Below are 20794 nucleotides of genomic sequence, written 5' to 3' on the forward strand. Positions count from 1 at the left end.
TACGCATACGATGCCTCTTTGCTGACGTCGGCAACACGGGCCGACTGGTCATGGCTGAAGGGCAGGGGGCATGCTCGAAAGACAGCGAGCCGCGGACATACAGGTGTCCCGACTCGCCGACCTGGACCGGTCACGGACGCGTGCGGACGTGCTGTGGGAACTGTTCCGGCACGCCGAGAGCGAGGTGATCGAGGCGATCGGCTGGTACCTGGCGCGTCGCCGCGTCCCGGCCCGCTGGTCGCGCTCACTGCGTGCCCTCACCGCGTTGCTGGGCATCGCCGGGACCCTCACGCCCTTGGTCCACACGGTGAGTCCAAAGACCGTGCAGGCCGAATGGGGATTCGTCTTCCTGGCAGCCGGCGCCGGCTGCGTGCTCTTCGACCGGATTTTCGGCTTCTCCGCTTCCTGGACGCGGTACATCAGGAGCGAATTGGCGTTGCAGCACATTCTCAAGAGGGCCCAGAGCGAATGGACCCAGAGTTTCCTCAGGGTCACCGATTCCCCCAGCGACAAGGACCAGGCCGCGCTGCTGGGGGTGATCGAGCGCCTTCGGCTGGATGCCCAGCGCGTCATGGAGGACGAGAGCACGAGCTGGGTGGGCTATCTCGCGGAGGGGGTCGAGGAGCTGACCCGTTCCACGGCCCACCCCTCGGCGCAGCGGCCGGGGTCCGCCGGACTTCTCCGGCTGGATCGCCCGCCCGTGCGCGACCGGGGCGGTGACCCCGTGCAGAGGTCGCGCGAGACGGCCTTGTGACCCGGCGGCCGCCCCGGCCGCTGCCTGTGCGGATCTACTCGGCGGGCTCGACCCCGGCCCGCAGCAGGCCGTACGTGTACGCGTCCTCCAGCGACTGCCAGGACGCCGCGATCACGTTCTCCGCGACGCCCACCGTGGACCACTCCCCCACACCGTCGGAGGTGGAGATGAGCACACGGGTGGTGGACTGGGTGCCGTGCTTGCCCTCGAGGATGCGGACCTTGTAGTCCACCAGCTCCAGCTTGGCGAGCTGGGGGTAGATCTTCTCGAGGGCGACACGGAGGGCGCGGTCGAGGGCGTTGACCGGACCGTTGCCCTCCGCCGTGGCGACGATGCGCTCGCCCTTGGCGAAGAGTTTGACGGTCGCCTCGTTGGCGTGGGTGCCGTCGGGGCGGTCCTCGACGATCGCGCGCCAGGACTCGACCTGGAAGTACTTGCGGGCCCGCCCCTCGGCCTCCTCGCGGAGCAGGAGTTCGAAGGACGCGTCCGCGGCCTCGTACGTGTAGCCCTTGAGCTCGCGTTCCTTGACGCGTTCCACGACGCGGCCCACCAGCTCGCGGTCGCCGCCGAGGTCGATGCCGAGTTCCTTGCCCTTGAGCTCGATCGAGGCTCGGCCCGCCATGTCGGAGACCAGCATCCGCATGGTGTTGCCGACCTGCTCGGGGTCGATGTGCTGGTAGAGGTCCGGATCGACCTTGATGGCCGAGGCGTGCAGGCCCGCCTTGTGGGCGAAGGCCGAGACGCCGACGTACGGCTGGTGCGTGGAAGGGGTGAGGTTGACGACCTCGGCGATCGCGTGCGAGATACGGGTCATCTCACGCAGGTGGCCCTCGGGGAGGACCTTCTTTCCGTACTTCAGCTCCAGGGCGGCCACGACCGGGAACAGGTTGGAGTTGCCGACCCGCTCGCCGTAGCCGTTCGCCGTGCACTGCACGTGGGTCGCGCCCGCGTCGACGGCGGCCAGGGTGTTCGCGACCGCGCAGCCCGTGTCGTCCTGGGCGTGCATGCCGAGCCGGGCGCCGGTGTCGGAGAGAACCGTGCCGACGACTGCCTGGACCTGGGCGGGGAGCATGCCGCCGTTGGTGTCGCAGAGGATGACGACGTCGGCCCCCGCCTCGGAGGCCGCGCGGACGACGGCCTTCGCGTACTCGGGGTTCGCGCGGTAGCCGTCGAAGAAGTGCTCGCAGTCGACGAAGACCCGGCGGCCTTGCGAGCACAGGTAGGCGACCGTGTCGCGGACCATCTCCAGGTTTTCGTCGAGGGTGGTGCGCAGTGCGAGTTCGACGTGGCGGTCGTGGGACTTGGCGACCAGGGTGATCACCTGGGCACCGGAGTCGAGAAGGGCCTTGACCTGCGGGTCCTCGCTCGCCTTGCCGCCCGCGCGGCGGGTGGCGCCGAAGGCGACCAGCTGGGCGTGCTTGAAGTCGATCTCCTGCTGGGCGCGGGCGAAGAACTCGGTGTCCCGCGGGTTGGCGCCGGGCCAGCCGCCCTCGATGAAGCCCACCCCGAAGTCGTCCAGGTGCCGTGCGATGGCCAGCTTGTCCGCCACGGTGAGGTTGATGCCCTCACGCTGCGCGCCGTCGCGCAGGGTCGTGTCGAAGACGTGGAACGAATCGTCGAGCTCGCTGGTTTCGGTCATGGTGTTCGGCTCCTGATGTCGGATCTCGGTCTGTACCGGAATGACCGGCTCCACCGTCCTCCAATGATCCCGCGCGCTCCCTTCCCGGCTTGAGGTGGGCCAGGAAAACGAAAAACCTCTCGCGGGTGCGAGAGGTCTGCGCGCGGGTCGAGGACGACGATGTCCGCCCGTACGTGGTGGTACGTGGCGGTCACTGCGGACCGGCGCGCCTGCTGCCAATAATCATGGCGAACGAGAGCACGGGGGCAGTCTGGCACATTCCGCCCCCATGCTCACGGGTTGTCTCAGGATGCGAACCGCGCCTTCGGCTCCGAGGCGCCGGGGAAGTGCTGGACGCGGCCGGTGCGCAGATCCCGTACATAACGCGCCGTCAACGGTCAGCTCAGGGATTCGTCCAGGAATTCCCTTACGTGGAGCAGGATCCGCTCCCTGTCCGTGCCGCGCAGTCCGATCGCCACATGGATGGAGAAGCCGTCGAGGAGGGCCCGCAGCCGGGCGGCAAAGCGGTCCGGGTCGACCGGCCGGAACTCGCCGCGCGAGACACCCTCGGCGAGCAGCGCGACCAGGTCGCGGTGCCAGGCGCCCTCGATGGTGACCTGCCGCTCACGGGCGTCGTCGTCGGCGTTCTGCGAGCGGTTCCAGACCTCCAGCCAGAGCGTCCAGTGCGGGTCGCGGTGACCGTCGGGGACGTACAGGTCGACGTACGCGTCGAGCCGCTCACGGGCGGTGCCCCGGGCGGCGAGCAAGCGGCCGCGTTCGGCGCCGAGCCGCCCCTCGCTCCACTCCAGGGTCTGCAGCAGCAGCTCGTCCTTGGAGTGGAAGTAGTAGAGGAGATGACCGCTGCTCATGCCGACCTCGCGGCCGAGCGCCGCCATGGTGAGCTTCTCCAGACCGCGCTCGGCGATCATGTCCATGGCGGCCGCCAGCACGTCCTCGCGCGGAGGCGCGTTCTTCCTCCGCGGCGTGCTGTCCCCTGCCACGTGCGACTCCTGGTTCAGATCCTCGGCTGCTGCTGGGTGATGCAGTGGATGCCACCGCCTCCGGCAAAGATCGTACGTGCGTCCACCACTGTCACCGTCCGCTCGGGGAAGAGCCGTCGGAAGATGCCGGCCGCGAGCTCGTCGCGCGGGTCGTCGAAGCCGCAGAGGACCACGCCGCCGTTGCAGAGGTAGTGGTTGATGTAGGAATAGTCGGCCCAGTGGCCGTCGGCCTCCAGGACCGTCGGGGCCTGAACATCGACGACCTCCAGGCGGCGCCCGCGCGCGTCGGTCGCGGCCTTGAGCAGGCCGATGACCTCCTTGGTCACCTCGTGGTCGGGGTGCGCCGGGTCCGGCTGGGAGTGCGCGACCACGACTCCGGGGCGGGCGAAGGCCGCCACGATGTCGACGTGGCCGAGCGTGCCGAATCCGTGCGGGGGATAGTCACCGGTCAACCCGCGCGGCAGCCAGATCGCCTTGCGGGTGCCGAGGTGGGCGTGGATCTCCGTCTCCACCTGCTCGCGCGTCCAGCCGGGGTTGCGCTCGGGGCCCAGCTGCACGGTCTCGGTCAGGAGCACGGTCCCCTCGCCGTCGACATGGATCGCACCGCCCTCGTTGACCAGCTTCGAGGCGTACGTCTTCGCGCCCGCGAGGTCCGAGACAGCCGCGCCGATCTTGGCGTCGCGCTCCCAGCGGGCCCAGCTCTGGGCACCCCAGCCGTTGAACATCCAGTCCACCGCGGCCAGTTCGCCCTTCCCATTAGTGAGGAAGGTGGGGCCGATGTCACGCATCCAGGCGTCGTCGAGTTCGCGTTCGACGGTGTCGACGTCCGGGCCGAGCAGCGCCCGGGCCCCGTCCGACTGGCCCGGCCCGCACACGACCGTCACCGGTTCGAACCGGCGGACCGCGCGCGCCACCGCCGCCCAGGCCGCGCGCGCCTCGGCGAGGTCGTCGGGGTTGTCGAAGGTGGGGTTGGGGCCCGGCCACGCCATCCAGGTGCGCTCGTGCGGGGTCCACTCGGCGGGCATCCGGAAACCGTCGGCGGCAGGGGTCATGACGTGCACCTTCATCAGAGGAAGTAGAGGCGGTTGAGGGAGACCGAGTCGGCGGGCTCGGAGCTCAGCGGGTCACCGTCGAGGGTGACCAGGCCGGTGCGCTGGTCGACGTCGACGGATCCGGTACGGGAGTTGAGGCGCAGGTCGGCGGGGCCGATCCCGCGGGTGCCGCGCACGGCGACCCGGCGCCGACGCGTCGGCATGAGGTCGTTGCCCTGGTCGAGGGCGGCCTGGGCGACGAAGGCGACCGAGATCTCGGCGGGCGTCGCGCCGTGCGCCCCGAACTGCGGCCCCAGGACGAGGGGTTCGCAGGTGTCGGTGGCGGCGTTCGGGTCGCCGACGACGCCGTACGCCGGGAAGCCGGATTTGAGGACGAGCTGCGGCTTGGCGCCGAAGAACTCCGGGCGCCACAGGACGATGTCGGCGAGCTTGCCGACCTCGATCGAGCCGACCTCGTGGGCGAATCCGTGCGCGATGGCGGGGTTGATGGTGAGCTTGGCCATGTAGCGCAGGACGCGCTCGTTGTCGTGGTCCACGTCCGTCGGGGCGCCGCGCTCGGCCTTCATCTTTCCGGCCATCGCGAAGGTGCGGCGTACGGTCTCGCCCGCGCGTCCCATGCCCTGCGCGTCCGAGGAGGTGATCCCGATCGCGCCCACGTCGTGCAGCACGTCCTCGGCGCCCATGGTCCCGGCGCGGATCCGGTCGCGGGCCATGGCCGCGTCGCCGGGCAGGTCGGTCTTCAGGTCGTGGACGGAGACGATCATGCCGTAGTGCTCGGCGACCGCGTCCCGGCCGAAGGGCAGGGTGGGGTTGGTGGAGGAGCCGATGACGTTCGGGACCCCCGCCATCTTCAGAACGTTCGGTACGTGCCCGCCGCCGCAGCCCTCGATGTGGAAGGCGTGGATGGTCCGGCCTTCGAGGACGCGCAGGGTGTCCTCGACCGACAGACATTCGTTCAGCCCGTCGCTGTGCAGGGCGACCTGGACGTCGTGCTCCTCGGCGACGCGCAGCGCGGTGTCGAGGGCGCGGGTGTGGGCGCCCATGTCCTCGTGCACCTTGAAGCCGCTCGCGCCGCCCTCGGCCAGGGCCTCGACGAGGGGGGCGGCGTCGGAGGACGAACCCCGGCCCAAAAAGCCGATGTTGACCGGCCAGGCGTCGAAGGCGTTGAAGGCGTGGCGCAGCGCCCAGGGCGAGTTGACGCCGACGCCCCACACAGGCCCGAACTCCTGGCCGATGATCGTGGTGACGCCGGAGGCGAGCGAGGCCTCCATGATGCGCGGCGACAGCAGGTGGACGTGGGTGTCGACGGCTCCGGCGGTGGCGATGAGGCCCTCGCCCGAGACGATCGACGTGCCCGTACCGACCACCACGTCGACCCCGTCGAGCGTGTCGGGGTTCCCGGCCCGCCCGATCGAGCAGATCCGCCCCTCGCGGATGCCGATGGAGACCTTGCGGATCCCTTGGACCGCGTCGATCACCACCACGTTGCTGATGACGACGTCACAGGTCTCGCGGACGGCGGCGGCCTTGAGGTGTAGTCCGTCGCGGGCGGTCTTGCCGAAGCCGGCGAGGAACTCGTCGCCGTGGCGCTGGGCGTCGGACTCGACGCGGATGGTCAGCCCGGAGTCACCGAGGCGGACGCGGTCGCCGGCGCGGGGGCCGTGGGTGGCGGCGTACTCGTAGGGATTCATCGCCGCTCAGCTCCCTCGGCTCCCGCGCTGCCTCCGGTGTCCCCGACTCCGAGGTACCCGCAGGCGGCGGCCCTGCGCAGGGCCTCCTCCCTGGCTCCGGGCGCGTCCAGCGGTCCGTCGACCAGTCCCGCGAAGCCGATGGCGATCCGCTCACCGCCGATGGGCAGCAGCCCGACCTCGGCGCTCTCGCCCGGTCCGAAGCGCACGGAGGACCCGGCCGGGACCGCGAGCCGCATCCCGTAGGCCGTCGCCCGCGCGAAGTCCAGCCGCGGGTTGGCCTCGAAGAAGTGGAAGTGCGAGGTCACGGAGACGGGCACGGTCGCGGTGTTGGTGACCGTCAGCCGCACGACCGCGGCGGGCTCGGCGTGCTCCGGCCCCGGCAGCAGTGCGCCCGGCGCCCGCTCCCCCAGCCCTCCCCCGATGGGGTCGCTGACGACCGCGAGCCGGGACCCGTCGTCGAAGACGGCCTCTACGTGCACCTCGGTGACGACATCGGCGACGCCCGGCAGGACGTCGTCCGGGCCGAGCACCGCGCGGGCCGCCGCGATCGCCTCGGCGAGCCGGCGCCCGTCCCGGGCCGCCTCGCAGACGGTGTCCGCGATGAGGGCGGTCGCCTCGGGGACGTTCAGCCTGAGGCCCCGGGCCCGGCGGGCACGGGCCAGCTCCGCGGCCCCGAAGAGCAGCAGCCGGTCACGTTCCGTGGGGGTCAGTCTCATGTCCGGGCACCTCCTTGCCTTCCTCGATTTAGAGCACCACTCTAAACGTGAGATTCATGGAACGGAAAGATTGATATCCCGAATCTGGTCACCAGACATTGAACGTCGCTCTAACTCTCGGACGGCCGTCGAAGGAGACCAGCCATGCCCATCGAACAGCGCGGAGTCGGCACCATCCCGGACGAGGAACGCACCAGCGGTCCCAAGGACCTCGTCTCGATCCTGCTGGGGTCGAACCTCTGTCTGGGCGTGATCATCTTCGGCTGGCTGCCACCGTCCTTCGGGCTCGACTGGTGGTCGTCGGTGAGCGCGACGTGGCGGGCACGGTGATCGGCACGGCGCTCACCGCGCCGCTCGCGCTGGTGTCCCTGCGCACCGCGACGAACCTCTCCACCTCCTCCGGCGCCCAGTTCGGCGTGCGCGGACGGCTGGTCGGCTCGGTCCTCGGACTGCTGCTCGCCCTCGGCTACACCGCGCTGACCGTCTGGATCGGCGGCGATGTGATGGTGAGCGTGCTGGGCCGGCTGTTCGGGCTGCCGACGAACGGACTGTCGTACGCCGTCGTCTACGCCGTCCTCGCCGCCGCCACCGTCGCGGGCGCGGGGGCAGACGCGGTCTGGGCTGCACGGCCCGGCGCAGGAAAGACGCACCCCGCCAAACCCCCACCACCCACGCCTCACAGCCTGCCGAGGTGGGGGCCGTGCGACCGGAGGATCACACCGGGCCAGCCGTCCCCGAAACGCCGAGTCACCGCACCCTAGGCCGCACGGAGCGGACAGCTCCGGCCAGGACAACGCGCAGCACCCCACCCGTGGTGCGTCAGACGCGAGCGCGCCCGCCCGGAAAGCACCCGCCCCACGGCCCCACCACCGTTCGGGGGCCCAGCATTCCAAACCAGCAACTCACGCTGTTCGGGATGCCGGATTTGGCCAACACCAGCCGATCAACTGAGAAACGGTGCATCCATACGCGTCGAAGGAACTGCCGGTCCCTGCCATCCTGCCGGGGAGGGCAGAGACCGGTGAGGGTCAAATCAAGAGGCAGCCGAGGGATCAGCCGAGAAGGTGCATCCAGCCGTGCTTGTCCTCGCTGATGCCGCGCTGGATGTCGAGGAGTGCCTCGCGCAGCTTCAGGGTGACCTCGCCGGGCTCGCCGCCGGACTGCAGCCACTCGCTGCCGGTGCGCTTGACCGTGCCGACGGGGGTGATGACCGCGGCCGTGCCGCAGGCGAACACCTCGGTCAGGGTGCCGTTCTCCGCGTCGCGCTGCCACTGGTCGATGGAGACGCGGCCCTCCTCGGAGGTGTAGCCGAGGTCGCGGGCGACGGTGAGGAGGGAGTCGCGGGTGACGCCTTCCAGGATGGAGCCGGTGAGGGAGGGGGTGATGATCTTGTCCCCGTACACGAAGTACAGGTTCATGCCGCCGAGCTCCTCGATCCACTTGTGCTCGACCGCGTCGAGGTAGCAGACCTGGGCGCAGCCCTTCGCCGCGGCCTCGGCCTGGGCGAGGAGGGAGGCCGCGTAGTTGCCGCCGGTCTTCGCGTCGCCCATGCCGCCGGGCACGGCGCGGACGTGGTCCTCGGAGACCCAGATGGAGACGGGCTTGACGCCGCCGGGGAAGTACGCGCCCGCGGGGGACGCGATGACGAGGAAGAGGTACTCGTTGGCGGGCTTCACCCCCAGGCCGACCTCGGTCGCGATCATGAACGGGCGCAGATAGAGCGACTCCTCGCCCCCGTGCGTCGGAACCCAGTCGCGGTCCTGCTGGACCAGCACGTCACAGGCCTCGATGAACGTCTCCACGGGCAGCTCCGGCATGCCCAGCCGGCGGGCGGAGGCCTGGAAGCGCCGGGCGTTCTTGTCCGGGCGGAAGGTGGCGACGGAGCCGTCCGGCTGGCGGTAGGCCTTGAGGCCCTCGAAGATCTCCTGTGCGTAGTGCAGGGTCATGTTCGCGGGGTCGAGGGAGAGCGGGCCGTACGGAACGAGCTGGCCGTCGTGCCAGCCACGGCCCTCGGTCCACTTGATCGTCACCATGTGGTCGGTGAAGTGGCGGCCGAACCCGGGGTTGGCGAGGATCGCCTCGCGCTCCGCCGCGGAGCGGGGCTGCGAAGAGGGCTTGAGCTCGATCGTGGGCGTCGTCATGTGGTTGTCCTTCACCGGTTGTGTGTGACGGGCCGCGCTCACGCCTGTACTGCCAGTGGCCAGTGCTAGGACGTCCGAGCATTCCCTCATTCCGCGGCTCCGCGTTCGATTATCGCGTGCGCGCAGCCATGGACGAAACGGGGTGAACACGGCCCGGGGGTTGCCCAGGGATTGATGGTGGCACCCGGCGAGGGCATAGGAAAAGCCGCCGGGCGCGGATGCGACCCGGCGGCTCCTACGAGACGTAAGTGGCGCGGCGGGTCAGCCGGCTACTCGTACGGCGAGCGCGTCGCCGACTTCCTCGGTGCTGCGGGCGGGCTTGCCCACGCGCTCGGCGAGGTCGGCCGAGACGGCGTCCTCGATGCGGGCGGCCTCGGCCTCGTAGCCGAGGTGGCGCAGCAGGAGGGCGACGGACAGGACGGTGGCGCTGGGGTCGGCCTTGCCCTGGCCCGCGATGTCGGGCGCCGAGCCGTGCACGGGCTCGAACATCGAGGGGAACTCGCCGGAGGGGTTGATGTTCCCGCTCGCGGCGACGCCGATGCCGCCGGAGACGGCCGCGGCGAGGTCGGTGATGATGTCGCCGAAGAGGTTGTCGGTGACGATCACGTCGAAGCGCGCGGGGTCCGTGACGAGGTAGATCGTCGCGGCGTCCACGTGGATGTAGTCCGTAGTGACCTCGGGGAACTCCTCGGCCACCTTGTTGAAGACGTTCGTCCAGAGGTGACCCGCGAAGGTCAGCACGTTGTTCTTGTGGACCAGCGTCAGCTTCTTGCGCGGGCGGGCCTGCGCGCGGGCGAAGGCGTCGCGGACGACACGCTCGACACCGAAGGCCGTGTTGACGGAGACCTCGGTGGCGACCTCGTGCTCGGTGCCCTTGCGGATCGTGCCGCCGTTGCCGGTGTACGGGCCCTCGGTGCCCTCGCGGACCACGACGAAGTCGATCTCCGGCTGGCCGGCCAGCGGGGTGGCGACACCCGGAAGGAGCTTCGACGGACGCAGGTTGACGTGGTGGTCGAAGGCGAAGCGGAGCTTGAGCAGGAAGCCGCGCTCCAGGACGCCGGACGGGACCGAGGGGTCGCCGATCGCGCCGAGCAGGATCGCGTCGTGCCGCTTGAGGGCGTCGAGGTCGGCCTCGGTGAGGGTCTCACCGGTGGCGTGGTAACGCTTGGCCCCGAAGTCGAACTCCTTGGTCTCCAGCTTCACATCCTGCGGAAGGACGGCGGAGAGCACCTTCAGCCCCTGGGCCACGACCTCCTGGCCGATGCCGTCACCGGGGATCACTGCGAGATTGATGCTGCGAGACATGAAGGCACCGTACTCCGTGTCCCATGGAATGACACGAGGTGTCCGCCATCCGGACATCGCCGGGGTGTCGCGGATCGTTTCGTCGACGTGCGTTCACCCGTACGTATGGCGGGCGTTGGGACTTGCTGGGAAGTTCACCGACATGGACCTTCCCGACTTCGGCATTCCGCAGCAGCTCGCGAGCCGGATGAGCATGGCGGAGCAGTACGAGTACCTGCGTACGAGGCTCACGCGGCGCCGCGCCCTGGTGTCGGCGGGCGCGTTCGCGGGCGGCGGGCTGCTGGCCGGCTGCTCGTCCCCGTCGGGGACGGTGACGCGCGGCTCCGCCACGGGCGCGAGCGTCACCGGACAGGTGCACGGTTCCGTCGTCACCCCCTTCGGCCGCCATCTCGCCTTCGGCGCCGACCCGAAGAGCCAGATGCGCGTCTCCTGGCAGGTGCCGCTCGCCGTCCGGAGGCCGTATCTGCGGGTGGGCACGCATCCCGGGCAGCTGAGCCGGAAGATCGAGGCCGAGGTCCGCGCCCTGCACACGCCGGGGGTCAAGGGCGTACGGCCGGCACTGGAGCAGTACTACGTGCACGCGGCCCTGGACGGTCTGCGGCCCGGCACGACGTACTACTACGGTGTCGGGCACGACGGCTTCGACCCGGCCTCACCGGCGCACAGCTCGACCATCGGCTCCTTCCGTACGGCGCCGGCGAGCCCGCGGAAGTTCGTGTTCACCGCCTTCGGCGACCAGGGCGTCAGCTCGGCCGCGCTCGCCAACGACAAGGTGCTGCTGCGCCAGAAACCCGCCTTCCACCTCCACGCGGGTGACATCTGCTACGCGGACGGGACGGGACAGGGCAAGAAGTCGGACGGGTTCGACCCCGGGTACTGGGACCTGTTCCTCAAGCAGACCGAGCCGGTGGCGAAGTCGGTGCCGTGGATGGTGACGACCGGCAACCACGACATGGAGGCCTGGTACTCGCCGGACGGGTACGGCGGCCAGGCGGCCCGTTTCTCCCTCCCGGACAGCGGCTTCGACCCGCGGACGGCACCGGGCGTCTACTCCTTCACCTACGGCAACGTCGGCATCGTGGCGCTGGACGCGAACGACGTGTCGTATGAGATTCCCGCCAACCAGGGCTACACGGGCGGCCGGCAGACGAAGTGGCTGGACCGGAAGCTGGGCGAGCTGCGCTCCTCGACGGCGGTGGACTTCATCGTGGTCTTCTTCCACCACTGCGCCTACTCGACGTCCGCGCACGCCTCCGACGGCGGGGTGCGCGCGCAGTGGCTGCCGCTCTTCGCCAAGCACCAGGTGGATCTGGTGATCAACGGGCACAACCACGTGTACGAGCGGACGGACGCCATCAAGAAGGGCGCGGTGGGCCGTTCGGTGCCGGTGGGCGGCTCGACGGATCCGACGCGGGACGGGACCGTCTACGTCACCGCGGGCGGCGGCGGCAAGGATCTGTACGGCTTCCCGTCGGGAGTGAAGGACAGCTACGAGGGGCATGTCGGCCGCCACGAGCCCGTGAGCAGCTTCCACTGGACCAAATCTCAGGACCAGCAGCGGGAGACGGTGGAGTGGTCCCGGGTACGGTACGCCGGCTTCTCCTTCCTCTCGGTGGAGGCGGAGGCGGGCACGGCGCCCCGGCTCAAGGTGTCGGCGCTCGCGGAGAGCGGCAAGCGCATCGACCACTTCGAGGTGCGGCGCGGGGCGTGAACCCCGCGCCGCACCCCGTGCGGGTGCGGCTCCCGGTACGAAAGGTGGTGCGGGCGGGTCAGTGACCCGTCTCGCCACCGTTGTCCCTGCGGTCGAGGGCGCGCTGGAGGGCGGCGGCCGCGTTCTTACGGTCGGACTCACTCGTGCGGGACACGTGGCGGACTCGGCGGACGGTCGTCTCGGCCATGATGGATCGACTCCTTGCCTCCGGAAAGCGGCCCGGAAGGGGCCACCGGAAGTGCGATGAGGAAGGGATACGAGACGCCGGGGCGGGGATCGGTGCCGCAGGGGTTGCCTGCCAGGGGCACCGGCTCACGACCGCCATTCGCTTGGTCTAGCGAGACGTTCGGCTCCTACAAAACTAAGCGAGGACGGAGCATCTGTCTCCACAATTACTCGGACTTCCTACTATCTGAGACGGTGGATTGGGTCACACGCCCCTGACCTGGGGCTACAGTTCGCGCGGCGTCGCCCGCCGCGGGGTGCAGCCGCAGGGCGCCCGCCATCGGAATGAGACACAGCACGCCGAGCACCACGAACGCGACGGCGTACGCCGAGCGCGTCCCGTCCGTCAGCGCCGCGCCCCCGCGAAGCGCGACGGCGGTGAGGGCCACGCCCAGCCCCGCGGCCAGTTGGTGGGAGGTCGCGAAGAGGGCGTTGGCATCGCGCAGGCGCTCTGGCGGGGTCTCGCTGAAGGCGATGGTCGCTTGACTTGCTCCTCGGGCTGGAGCCCGAGGATTCTGGCCTTCTCGTCCGTTGCTGTGCCGTTACGCGGCACGGGGTGCGGGCGGGAATCCGTGGCTTCCTGTTTCTTCGCGCTGTGCCGGGACGAGTCCTGGTCTTACCTGCGCTCCGCAGGCTGTCACCGCCAGTCCGGCGGCCGTTTTGACGTTCTTCGCGGCGTTGTGGTCCCGGTCGTGGAGGGTGCCGCAGGCGGTGCAGGTCCATTCCCGGACGTTCAGGGGCTTGGGGCCGTCTTTGACACCGCAGGCCGAGCAGGTCTGGGAGGTCGGCTCGAACCGGCCGATCCTGACCAGGGTCCGCCCGTACCGGGCCGCCTTGTACTCCAGCATGTGCACGAACGCCGACCATCCCGCGTCGTGGACACTCCTGGCCAGCCTGGTACGCGCCAGTCCTTTCACCGCCAGATCCTCCACGCCGATCGCTTGGTTCTCGCGGATCAGCGTCGAGGAGAGCTGGTGGTGGAACTCCCGGCGGGCGTCGGCCACCTGCGCGTGGGCGCGGGCGACCTTGAGGCGGGCCTTCTCCCGGTTCTTGGATCCCTTCTGCTTGCGAGACAGCTCCCGCTGGGCCTTCTTCAGCTTCTTCTCCGCCCGGCGCAGAAACCGAGGACTGTCGATCTTCGTCCCGTCGGAGAGGACGGCGAAGTGGGTCAGGCCCAGGTCGATGCCGACCGTTTGGTCGGTGTCGGGCATGCGGGCGGCGTCGGCGGCCGGGTCGGTGTCGATGACGAACGAGGCGAAGTACCGTCCGGCCGCGTCCTTGATCACGGTGACCGAGGAGGGCTGTGCGGGCAGGGTCCTCGACCACTTCACCTTCACCGCGCCGATCTTCGGGAGGTTCAGCCTCCCGGAACCGGTGATCGACCAGCGGGCATTGGCCGTGAAGCGGATCGACTGCCGGCTGTCCTTGCGGGACTTGAAGCGGGGCGCACCGCTCTTCGCGCCCTTCCGCTCGCCCTTCAGGGAGGCGAAGAAGTTCCGGTACGCGGATTCCGCGTCGCGCAGGGACTGCTGGAGCACCACTGAGGAGACCTCGCCCAGCCAGGACCGGTCGGGTGTCTGCTTGGCCTGGGTGATCAGTTTCTGGGACAGCACACCCGCCGTGGGGAAGGGTTCGCCCGCCCTGCGGGCGTCCTCGCGGGCGCGCACGCATCGTTGTACACGACGCGAGCGCACCCGAACGCCCTGACCAGCGCGAGGCGTTGGCCCGGTTCCGGGTACAGCCTGAAGGCGTACCGAAGCTGCATGCGGTGATCGTACGAACGAGCGCCGCCCGCTACCAGAGGGAACGTATGAACGGTCGATACTCCCCTTGAACCGGGGGAGCGGAACGGGCCGAACGGGGGAGGCGTTGCCCGGCTTCGCCGGACCGGGCCCCGTGACGCTCCGCGCCGGCCGTGGTGACGCCTGCGCCCTCATGCTCCGCAGGACAGCATCCGTGACGCTCCACGCCACCATGACAGATTCGCTTCACCACCGGCCTGAAGGCCGATGCACTGCGAATGAATCCCGGTAGCCGCTGAGACCGACCGAACGGGCGACACCGGAGAGCACCGCGACGACCGCGATCACCGCGACCGGCGTCCCCTGCGTGAACAGCGCGCAGGCCGCGGTGGTGACCGCGAGCCCGAGCGTGGAGACGCTCAGCAGTGGACGGAAGCCGAAGCGGTTGATCAGATACGTCGTCGCGGGCTTGACCCCGATGTTCCCCACGAAGACGAACAGCACCACCGCGCCCGACCTCACCGCGCTCCAGCCGAACACCTCCTGGAAGAGCAACGGCGCTGGCATGAGTGGCGGAGGAGGTCAGGTGCGTCGTCGACGCATCCGGGTGAGGGTGACGGTCACAGCACGTCCCCCTCCCACCGAGCGAAGCAATTGATCCCATCTCTGATGCGGTCAGACGCCTTGACAGTCCCATCACGCACCTTCACTCTCAGAATCATCGGATGAATACAGGAGATGGCTGCGAGAAGGAGGGTTCCTGATGTCGGTCCAGTTACGGGCCCGCACCATCGTGTTGACGCTCTGTTCCACCCTGCTCGCCACGGCGGTGGCGGCGCTCCCCGCCCGCGCCGAGGGCACGGCACGGGCCGCCTGGGAGGTGAAGGGGCCGCACGGCTCCCCGACCGCGGTCGTCGCACTCGACCGGACGGACGGGCGTCCCACGCTCGCCGTGAGACGCGAGGGCAGAACGGTCCTGGAACCCTCCCCCCTCGGCCTGGTCACCGAACAGAGCGACTTCTCCCGGGGGTTGACCCTCGCCGGACGCTCCGAGCGCACGATCACCGAGCACTACACCAGTCCGACCGGCAAGTCCCGCGACCGCGTCGCCCGCATGACCGAGGCCCGCTTCCGCTTCCGCACCGCCGACGGCTCCCGCCTCGACCTGGTGACACGGGTCGCCCGCGACGGCGTCGCCTACCGCTACGTCCTGCCGCGAAACCACGGCGACGTGCTGCGCGAGGCCTCCGCCTTCACCCTCCCCACCGGCGCGAACGCCCTCCTCGGCGGCTACCGCGCCGACAACGAGCTCCCCTTCACCCGCTACGACTCCGCGGCGTCGGCACCGGCCGGCGCGTACATGATGCAGGGGCTGTTCCGGACGGACGGGGGAAGCGGCGACGGGGGCAGCGCCTCCGGCAGCGACGGCGACTACGCCCTGATCGCCGAGTCGGACGTCAACGGCACCTACGCGGGCGCCCACTTGACGCACGCCGCGAACTCCTCGACATACGGGCTGAGTCTCTGGAACGACGAGCCGATCGTGACGACCGGCGCGCTCACCACCCCGTGGCGCGCGATCGTCACCGGCGATCTCGCGACCGTCACCGAGTCGACGTTCATCGACGACCTCGCCCCGGCGTCCCGGGTCCGCGACACCTCGTGGATCAAGCCGGGCCCCGCACTGTGGACCTGGCTGGCGGGCGGCAAGGAGGCGGGGCAGAGCCTGGCCGCGCAGGAGAAGTACGTGGACTACGCGGCCGAGCGCGGTTGGCCGTATGAAGTGGTCGACGCGGGCTGGTACTTCAAGGCGGACGCCTGGGACGTGATCGATCCCGAGTGGCAGACGGACAGCTGGATGCCGGAACTGGTGCGCTACGCGGCGGCCAAGGGCGTCGGCATCCACGTCTGGCTGCACTACAGCCTGCTGACCGATCCCGTCGAGCGCGAGAAGTGGCTTTCCACGCTGTCACGTTGGGGCGTCAAGGGAGTGAAGATCGACTTCATGGACTCGGAGTCCCAGGAGCGGATGCGCTGGTACGACGACGTGCTGGAGTCCACGGCCCACCACCACCTCATGGTGAACTTCCACGGCTCGACGATCCCCAAGGGCATCCAGCGCACCTGGCCGCAGGTCATGACGATGGAGGGCGTCGGCGGTGAGGAGAAGCGCAACAACACGGCGGTGCAGCTGGCCTCGCTCCCCTTCACCCGCAATGTCATCGGCTCCATGGACTTCACCCCGGGCGCCTTCCACCGCCCGTACCGCCCCAACGTCGCCTCGGACGCGGGTGAGCTGGGCCTGAGCGTCCTGTACGAGTCCGGGATCCAGAACCTCTCCGGCACCCCGGAGTCGTACGACGCGCGGCCCGAGGCCCGCCGTTATCTGGAGCAGCTCCCCGCCCGCTGGGAGGAGACCCGGCTGCTGACCGGTGACCCGGGCCGCTCGGCGGTCCTGGCCCGGCGCGCCGCCGACGGCCGGTGGTTCATCGGCGGCACGTTCACGGGCGCGGCCCGCACGGTCGACGTACCGATGCGGCTGGGCACCGGCCGCTGGCTGGTGGAGACCCTGACGGACGGGCCGTCGGGGCTGGTGCGCGAGACGCACGTCGTCCGGGGCGGCGGCACGCTGACCGTACCGGTCGTGGCGGACGGCGGCTTCGCGGCGCTCGCCTGTCGCGCACGCGAGGGCCGTACCACCTGCGAAAACTGACCCACCCCTCCCCTGGCCCCGTCCGGGGTCAGGGGAGCCGTTCGTGCACGACGACCGCCGACGGCTCAGAAGCGGATCGCCCACACGACTGATCCTCCGCGCGGCATGCGACATCGGACTCCGCCGGGGGAACGGTGACGTCATGAGCGACACGACCAAAGCACTGCTCGAGGGCGGCCCGGACGATCTGCCGGAACGAATCGTCCCGGTCCCGCCCCCTGGAACGGACGTGAAGATCGAGTTGCGCGCTGGATACGAACACTTCAGGGCGACCCCACGGCACGCGGACACACCGGAGGGCAGGCTGCCCGTGTACGAGTGGTGGGAGCGGACGGAGTTCGCCGGGTAACGCCGCGCCCGCCACGGCGGGGGACGGCGGATCACCGCAACGCCGCCGTCACCGCCTCCCCGAAGCCCTTCGGGTCCTCGACCCACGGCAGGTGCCCGGCCTCCGGCAGGATCACCCGGCGCACCCGGGGCAGGGCCCGCTCCAGTGAGTCCACCGCCGAACGCGGCCGGATGTCGAGCGCCCCGTCGACGACGACCACGGGCAGGTCGAGCTTTTGGCACGCGGCGTACAGCTCCGGGGTGCCCCAGGTCCTTCTCCGCTCGGCGTTGAAGGCCTTGTTGCACTCGGTGTTGATGTCGAACCAGGGCTCGGCCATCCGCCCGGCATGCTCCAGGTCCCGCTCGCGGTCCACGAACTCGGCGGACCACTGCAGCACCGCACACTCCCGTTCCGCCGCCTCGGAGCGAAGGGGACGGTCCGTCAACTCGCGCCAGCGGGCCAGGCGTTCGGGACGCTCGCCCAGCCGGGCGAGGAGGTTCGCCTTGTAGTCGCCGAACCAGTCGGAGTCGGGCCCGATCCCCGTACCGCTCACATAGATCAGCGCGTTCACCCGCTCGGGATGGGCCAGCGCGTAGCTCAGCACCAGCTGCGCACCCCACGAGTGGCCGAGCAGCGTCATCCGCTCCAGCCCGAAGTGCCGGCGTACGGCCTCCAGGTCGGCGACGAACCGCTCGCTCGTCCAGGGCCCGGCGTACGGCTGGGACCGTCCGCAGCCGCGCTGGTCCCAGCGGTGAACGGTGGCCCGGTCCGCCAGTGATCCGGCCATGTCCTCGAACATGTCCCACAGACCGGGTCCGCCGTGGCACAGCACGAGCGGGGGGCCTTCACCCGACCGCCGCGCCCACAGACGTACTCCGTCGTCGGTCTCGACCGTCTCGCTTCGCGTCAGGGCCATGGGGAGATTCTGCCCGGAGACGTCCGAAGACGCCCCGACATGGAGACGGGCCGGGAAGTCCGCTCGGAGGTCAGGCTTCCCGGCCCGGGTATCGGAAGGGCTGATCAGCCCATGTGCGGGTACGTGTAGTCGGTCGGCGGGACCAGGGTCTCCTTGATGGCGCGGGTCAGCGTCCAGCGCATCAGGTTCTGCGGGGCGCCCGCCTTGTCGTTGGTGCCGGAGGAACGGCCGCCGCCGAAGGGCTGCTGGCCGACGACGGCGCCGGTCGACTTGTCGTTGATGTAGAAGTTGCCCGCCGCGTAGCGGAGCTTCTCCATCGTGTACGCCGTCGCCGCACGGTCGCCCGAGATGACCGAGCCGGTCAGCGCGTAGTCGGACGCCGACTCCATCTGCGTCAGCATCTCGTCGTAGCTCTCGGCCGAGCTGTCGTCGTACACGTGCACGGCGAGGAACGGGCCGAAGTACTCCGTCTTGAAGACCTCGTTCTCCGGGTCCGAGCACTCCACGACGGTCGGGCGCACGAAGTAGCCGACCGAGTCGTCGTACGAGCCGCCCGCGACGATCGTGCAGGTCGGGTCGGCCTTCGCCCGGTCGATCGCCGCCTTGTTCTTGGCGAACGCGCGTTCGTCGATGACCGCGCCGACAAAGTTCGCGAGGTCGGTGACGTCACCCATGGTCAGGTAGTCGACCTCGGCCGCGAACTCCTCCTTGAACCCGGAGTTCCAGATGGACGCCGGGATGTACGCGCGGGAGGTGGCGGAGCACTTCTGGCCCTGGTACTCGAAGGCACCACGGGTCAGGGCGGTCTTCAGGACCGCGCGGTCGGCGCTGGGGTGCGCGACCAGGAAGTCCTTGCCGCCGGTCTCGCCGACCAGGCGCGGGTACGAGCGGTACTTCTCGATGTTGTTGCCGACCGTCTTCCACAGGTACTGGAAGGTCTTGGTCGACCCGGTGAAGTGGATGCCCGCGAGGTCGCGGTGCTCCAGGGCGACCTTGGAGACCTCGATGCCGTCGCCGGTGACGAGGTTGATGACGCCCTTGGGAAGACCGGCCTCCTCCAGGAGCCGCATCAGGAGGACGGCGGCGTGGGTCTGCGTCGGGGACGGCTTCCAGACCACGACGTTGCCCATCAGCGCGGGCGCGGTGGGCAGGTTGCCCGCGATCGCCGAGAAGTTGAACGGCGTGATCGCGTAGACGAAGCCCTCGAGCGGGCGGTGGTCGAGGCGGTTCCAGACGCCCGGGGAGTTCGCCGGGGGCTGCTCGGCGAGGATCTGGCGGGCGTAGGCCACGTTGAAGCGCCAGAAGTCGACCAGCTCGCAGGGGCAGTCGATCTCGGCCTGCTGGGCGGTCTTCGACTGGCCGAGCATGGTGGAGGCGGCCAGCGTCTCGCGCCAGGGACCGGCCAGCAGCTCGGCGGCGCGCAGGATGATCGCGGCGCGGTCGTCGAAGGACATCGCACGCCAGGCGGGCGCGGCGGCGAGAGCCGCGTCGATCGCGTCCTGCGCGTCCTGCTGGGTGGCGTGCGCGCCGGTGCCGATGACGGCCTTGTGGTTGTGCGGCTGCACGACCTCGAAACGCTCACCGCCGCCGAGCCTCTTCTCGCCGCCGATGGTCATCGGCAGCTCGATCGGGTTCTCCGCGAGCTCCTTGAGCTTGGCCTCCAGGCGCGCGCGCTCGGGCGTACCGGGGGCGTAGCCGTGCACCGGCTCGTTGACGGGGGTGGGGACCTGGGTCACAGCGTCCATGGTGTCCGTAACTCCTTTATGAGCGGGTGGTTCGGGCTCGGCCCGTGGATCAGCCCTTGGTCACAATCGAGCGGGCGAAGAACAGCAGGTTGGCCGGCTTCTCGGCCAGGCGGCGCATGAAGTAGCCGTACCAGTCGGTGCCGTACGCGGTGTACACGCGCATACGGTGGCCCTCGGCGGCGAGCCGCAGGTGCTCCTCGCTCCGGATGCCGTACAGCATCTGGAACTCGTACTCGTCCGGCTTGCGCCCGGCCTTGCGCGCCAGCTCCTGGGCGATGGAGATGAGGCGCGGGTCGTGGGACCCGATCATCGGGTACCCCTCGCCCTCCATGAGGACGCGCAGGACGCGGACGTACGCCTTGTCGGTCTCGGCCTTGTCCTGGTAGGCGACCTCGGCGGGCTCCTTGTAGGCGCCCTTCACCAGGCGGACGCGGCTGCCGCTCGCGGCGAGGCGGCGGGCGTCGGCCTCGGTGCGGTACAGGTAGGCCTGGATGACACACCCTGTCTGCGGGAAGTCCTTCCGCAGCTCCTCGTGGATGGCGAACATCGAGTCGAGGGTGGTGTGGTCCTCGGCGTCCAGGGTGACGGTGGTCCCGATGGCGGCGGCCGCCTCGACGACGGGGCGCACGTTGGCGAGGGCCAGCTCGTGGCCCCCCTCCAGCGCCTGCCCGAACATCGACAGCTTGACCGACATCTCGGCCTTGGTGCCGAGGTCCAGCTCCTTCAGGTGCTCGATGAGCTCCAGGTACGCGTCCCGGGCGGCGAAGGCCTGCTCGCGGGTGGTGATGTCCTCGCCGACGACGTCGAGGGTGACTTCCAGACCCTTGGCGACGGCGTCCTGGACGACCGGAATGACCTGGTCGACGCTCTCACCTGCGATGAAGCGGGCGACCACCTGCTTGGTGCCGGGCGCCGCCGACACGAAGCGGCGCATCCGGTCGCTGCGCGACGCGGCGAGAATCACGGGACCCAGCACGGGGCACCTCCACAACAAGGCGAGCAGAAGGCCGCATCCCGACCATTCGGGTACGGCACGGAGAACCACCGTGAAACCTAAGGATCCCTCCGATCCTGAGCCATCGACAGCTGTCACGCATCCGTGCCCTGGATCTCAGACAGATGTATGAAGGCCTGCG

Annotated in this window: 16 protein-coding genes and 2 pseudogenes; 5 read left to right on the top strand and 13 right to left on the bottom strand. The window is 69.9% G+C overall.

The genetic code is table 11. The features are described 5' to 3' along the window. The first annotated feature begins 70 nt into the window (after positions 1–70). Complete coding sequence (locus OG819_RS04510; protein ID WP_266648117.1) at positions 71–754, top strand: SLATT domain-containing protein; 684 nt, start codon at positions 71–73, stop codon at positions 752–754. Positions 755–788: 34 nt separating this feature from the next. Here OG819_RS04510 and cimA read toward each other — a convergent pair whose 3' ends face one another. From cimA to ureA, 5 genes are all read right to left on the bottom strand, one after another. Beyond that, the gene (cimA, locus tag OG819_RS04515; RefSeq protein ID WP_266431044.1) at positions 789–2393 is read right to left on the bottom strand and encodes a citramalate synthase; all 1605 of its coding nucleotides are present in this window, start codon (positions 2391–2393) and stop codon (positions 789–791) included. Between the two features lie 377 nt (positions 2394–2770). Next, on the bottom strand, positions 2771–3307 hold the full coding sequence (locus OG819_RS04520) for a TetR/AcrR family transcriptional regulator (RefSeq protein ID WP_266652563.1): 537 nt from the start codon (positions 3305–3307) through the stop codon (positions 2771–2773). A gap of 80 nt (positions 3308–3387) precedes the next feature. Next, positions 3388–4425, bottom strand: coding sequence for an agmatine deiminase family protein (locus OG819_RS04525; protein WP_266648118.1), 1038 nt, complete (start codon positions 4423–4425; stop codon positions 3388–3390). A 14-nt stretch (positions 4426–4439) separates the two neighbouring features. Then, a complete protein-coding gene (locus OG819_RS04530) occupies positions 4440–6116 on the bottom strand; it encodes an urease subunit alpha (RefSeq protein ID WP_266648120.1) in 1677 nt (558 codons plus the stop codon). After that, positions 6113–6832: an urease subunit gamma gene (gene ureA, locus OG819_RS04535; protein WP_266628949.1), complete on the bottom strand. Its 720-nt coding sequence runs from the start codon at positions 6830–6832 to the stop codon at positions 6113–6115. Before ureA ends, OG819_RS04530 begins: the two co-directional genes overlap by 4 nt. Before the next feature lie 144 nt (positions 6833–6976). Here ureA and OG819_RS04540 point away from each other — a divergent pair. Then, positions 6977–7434 (top strand): annotated as a pseudogene (locus OG819_RS04540) (cytosine permease); the annotation flags it as partial. 450 nt (positions 7435–7884) lie between these two features. Here OG819_RS04540 and OG819_RS04545 read toward each other — a convergent pair. Next, the gene (locus OG819_RS04545) at positions 7885–8973 is read right to left on the bottom strand and encodes a branched-chain amino acid aminotransferase (protein ID WP_266628947.1); all 1089 of its coding nucleotides are present in this window, start codon (positions 8971–8973) and stop codon (positions 7885–7887) included. Positions 8974–9234: 261 nt separating this feature from the next. Beyond that, on the bottom strand, positions 9235–10278 hold the full coding sequence (locus OG819_RS04550; protein ID WP_266628945.1) for a 3-isopropylmalate dehydrogenase: 1044 nt from the start codon (positions 10276–10278) through the stop codon (positions 9235–9237). A 142-nt stretch (positions 10279–10420) separates the two neighbouring features. Between OG819_RS04550 and OG819_RS04555 the strand changes: the two genes are divergently transcribed. Further along, positions 10421–11989 carry a metallophosphoesterase family protein gene (locus OG819_RS04555; protein WP_266648122.1) on the top strand — a complete coding sequence of 523 codons (1569 nt, stop codon included), beginning with the start codon at positions 10421–10423 and terminating at the stop codon, positions 11987–11989. Positions 11990–12047: 58 nt separating this feature from the next. On the opposite strand, the gene OG819_RS04560 is transcribed toward OG819_RS04555, so the two are convergent. The 3 genes and pseudogenes from OG819_RS04560 to OG819_RS04570 all read right to left on the bottom strand — a co-directional run bounded on the left by OG819_RS04560 (position 12048) and on the right by OG819_RS04570 (position 14523). Beyond that, entirely contained in the window at positions 12048–12176 is a 129-nt protein-coding gene (locus tag OG819_RS04560) for a hypothetical protein (RefSeq protein ID WP_097286358.1), read from the bottom strand. A gap of 580 nt (positions 12177–12756) precedes the next feature. After that, positions 12757–13979: pseudogene (locus OG819_RS04565) on the bottom strand (RNA-guided endonuclease InsQ/TnpB family protein). A gap of 223 nt (positions 13980–14202) precedes the next feature. Next, positions 14203–14523 (bottom strand): MFS transporter, encoded by a 321-nt coding sequence (locus OG819_RS04570; RefSeq protein ID WP_266648123.1) that lies wholly within the window; start codon positions 14521–14523, stop codon positions 14203–14205. 196 nt (positions 14524–14719) lie between these two features. Between OG819_RS04570 and OG819_RS04575 the strand changes: the two genes are divergently transcribed. Continuing rightward, positions 14720–16669 (top strand): glycoside hydrolase family 97 protein, encoded by a 1950-nt coding sequence (locus OG819_RS04575; RefSeq protein WP_266648125.1) that lies wholly within the window; start codon positions 14720–14722, stop codon positions 16667–16669. Between the two features lie 142 nt (positions 16670–16811). Then, entirely contained in the window at positions 16812–17018 is a 207-nt protein-coding gene (locus tag OG819_RS04580) for a DUF5988 family protein (protein ID WP_266628935.1), read from the top strand. A 31-nt stretch (positions 17019–17049) separates the two neighbouring features. On the opposite strand, the gene OG819_RS04585 is transcribed toward OG819_RS04580, so the two are convergent. From OG819_RS04585 to OG819_RS04595, 3 genes are all read right to left on the bottom strand, one after another. Continuing rightward, the gene (locus tag OG819_RS04585; RefSeq protein ID WP_266648127.1) at positions 17050–17913 is read right to left on the bottom strand and encodes an alpha/beta fold hydrolase; all 864 of its coding nucleotides are present in this window, start codon (positions 17911–17913) and stop codon (positions 17050–17052) included. Positions 17914–18017: 104 nt separating this feature from the next. After that, positions 18018–19658 carry an L-glutamate gamma-semialdehyde dehydrogenase gene (gene pruA, locus OG819_RS04590; RefSeq protein WP_266648128.1) on the bottom strand — a complete coding sequence of 547 codons (1641 nt, stop codon included), beginning with the start codon at positions 19656–19658 and terminating at the stop codon, positions 18018–18020. A gap of 49 nt (positions 19659–19707) precedes the next feature. Next, entirely contained in the window at positions 19708–20634 is a 927-nt protein-coding gene (locus OG819_RS04595) for a proline dehydrogenase family protein (protein WP_266648130.1), read from the bottom strand. Positions 20635–20794: the final 160 nt, after the last annotated feature.

The organism is Streptomyces sp. NBC_01549 (assembly GCF_026339955.1).
Lineage (GTDB): Bacteria > Actinomycetota > Actinomycetes > Streptomycetales > Streptomycetaceae > Streptomyces.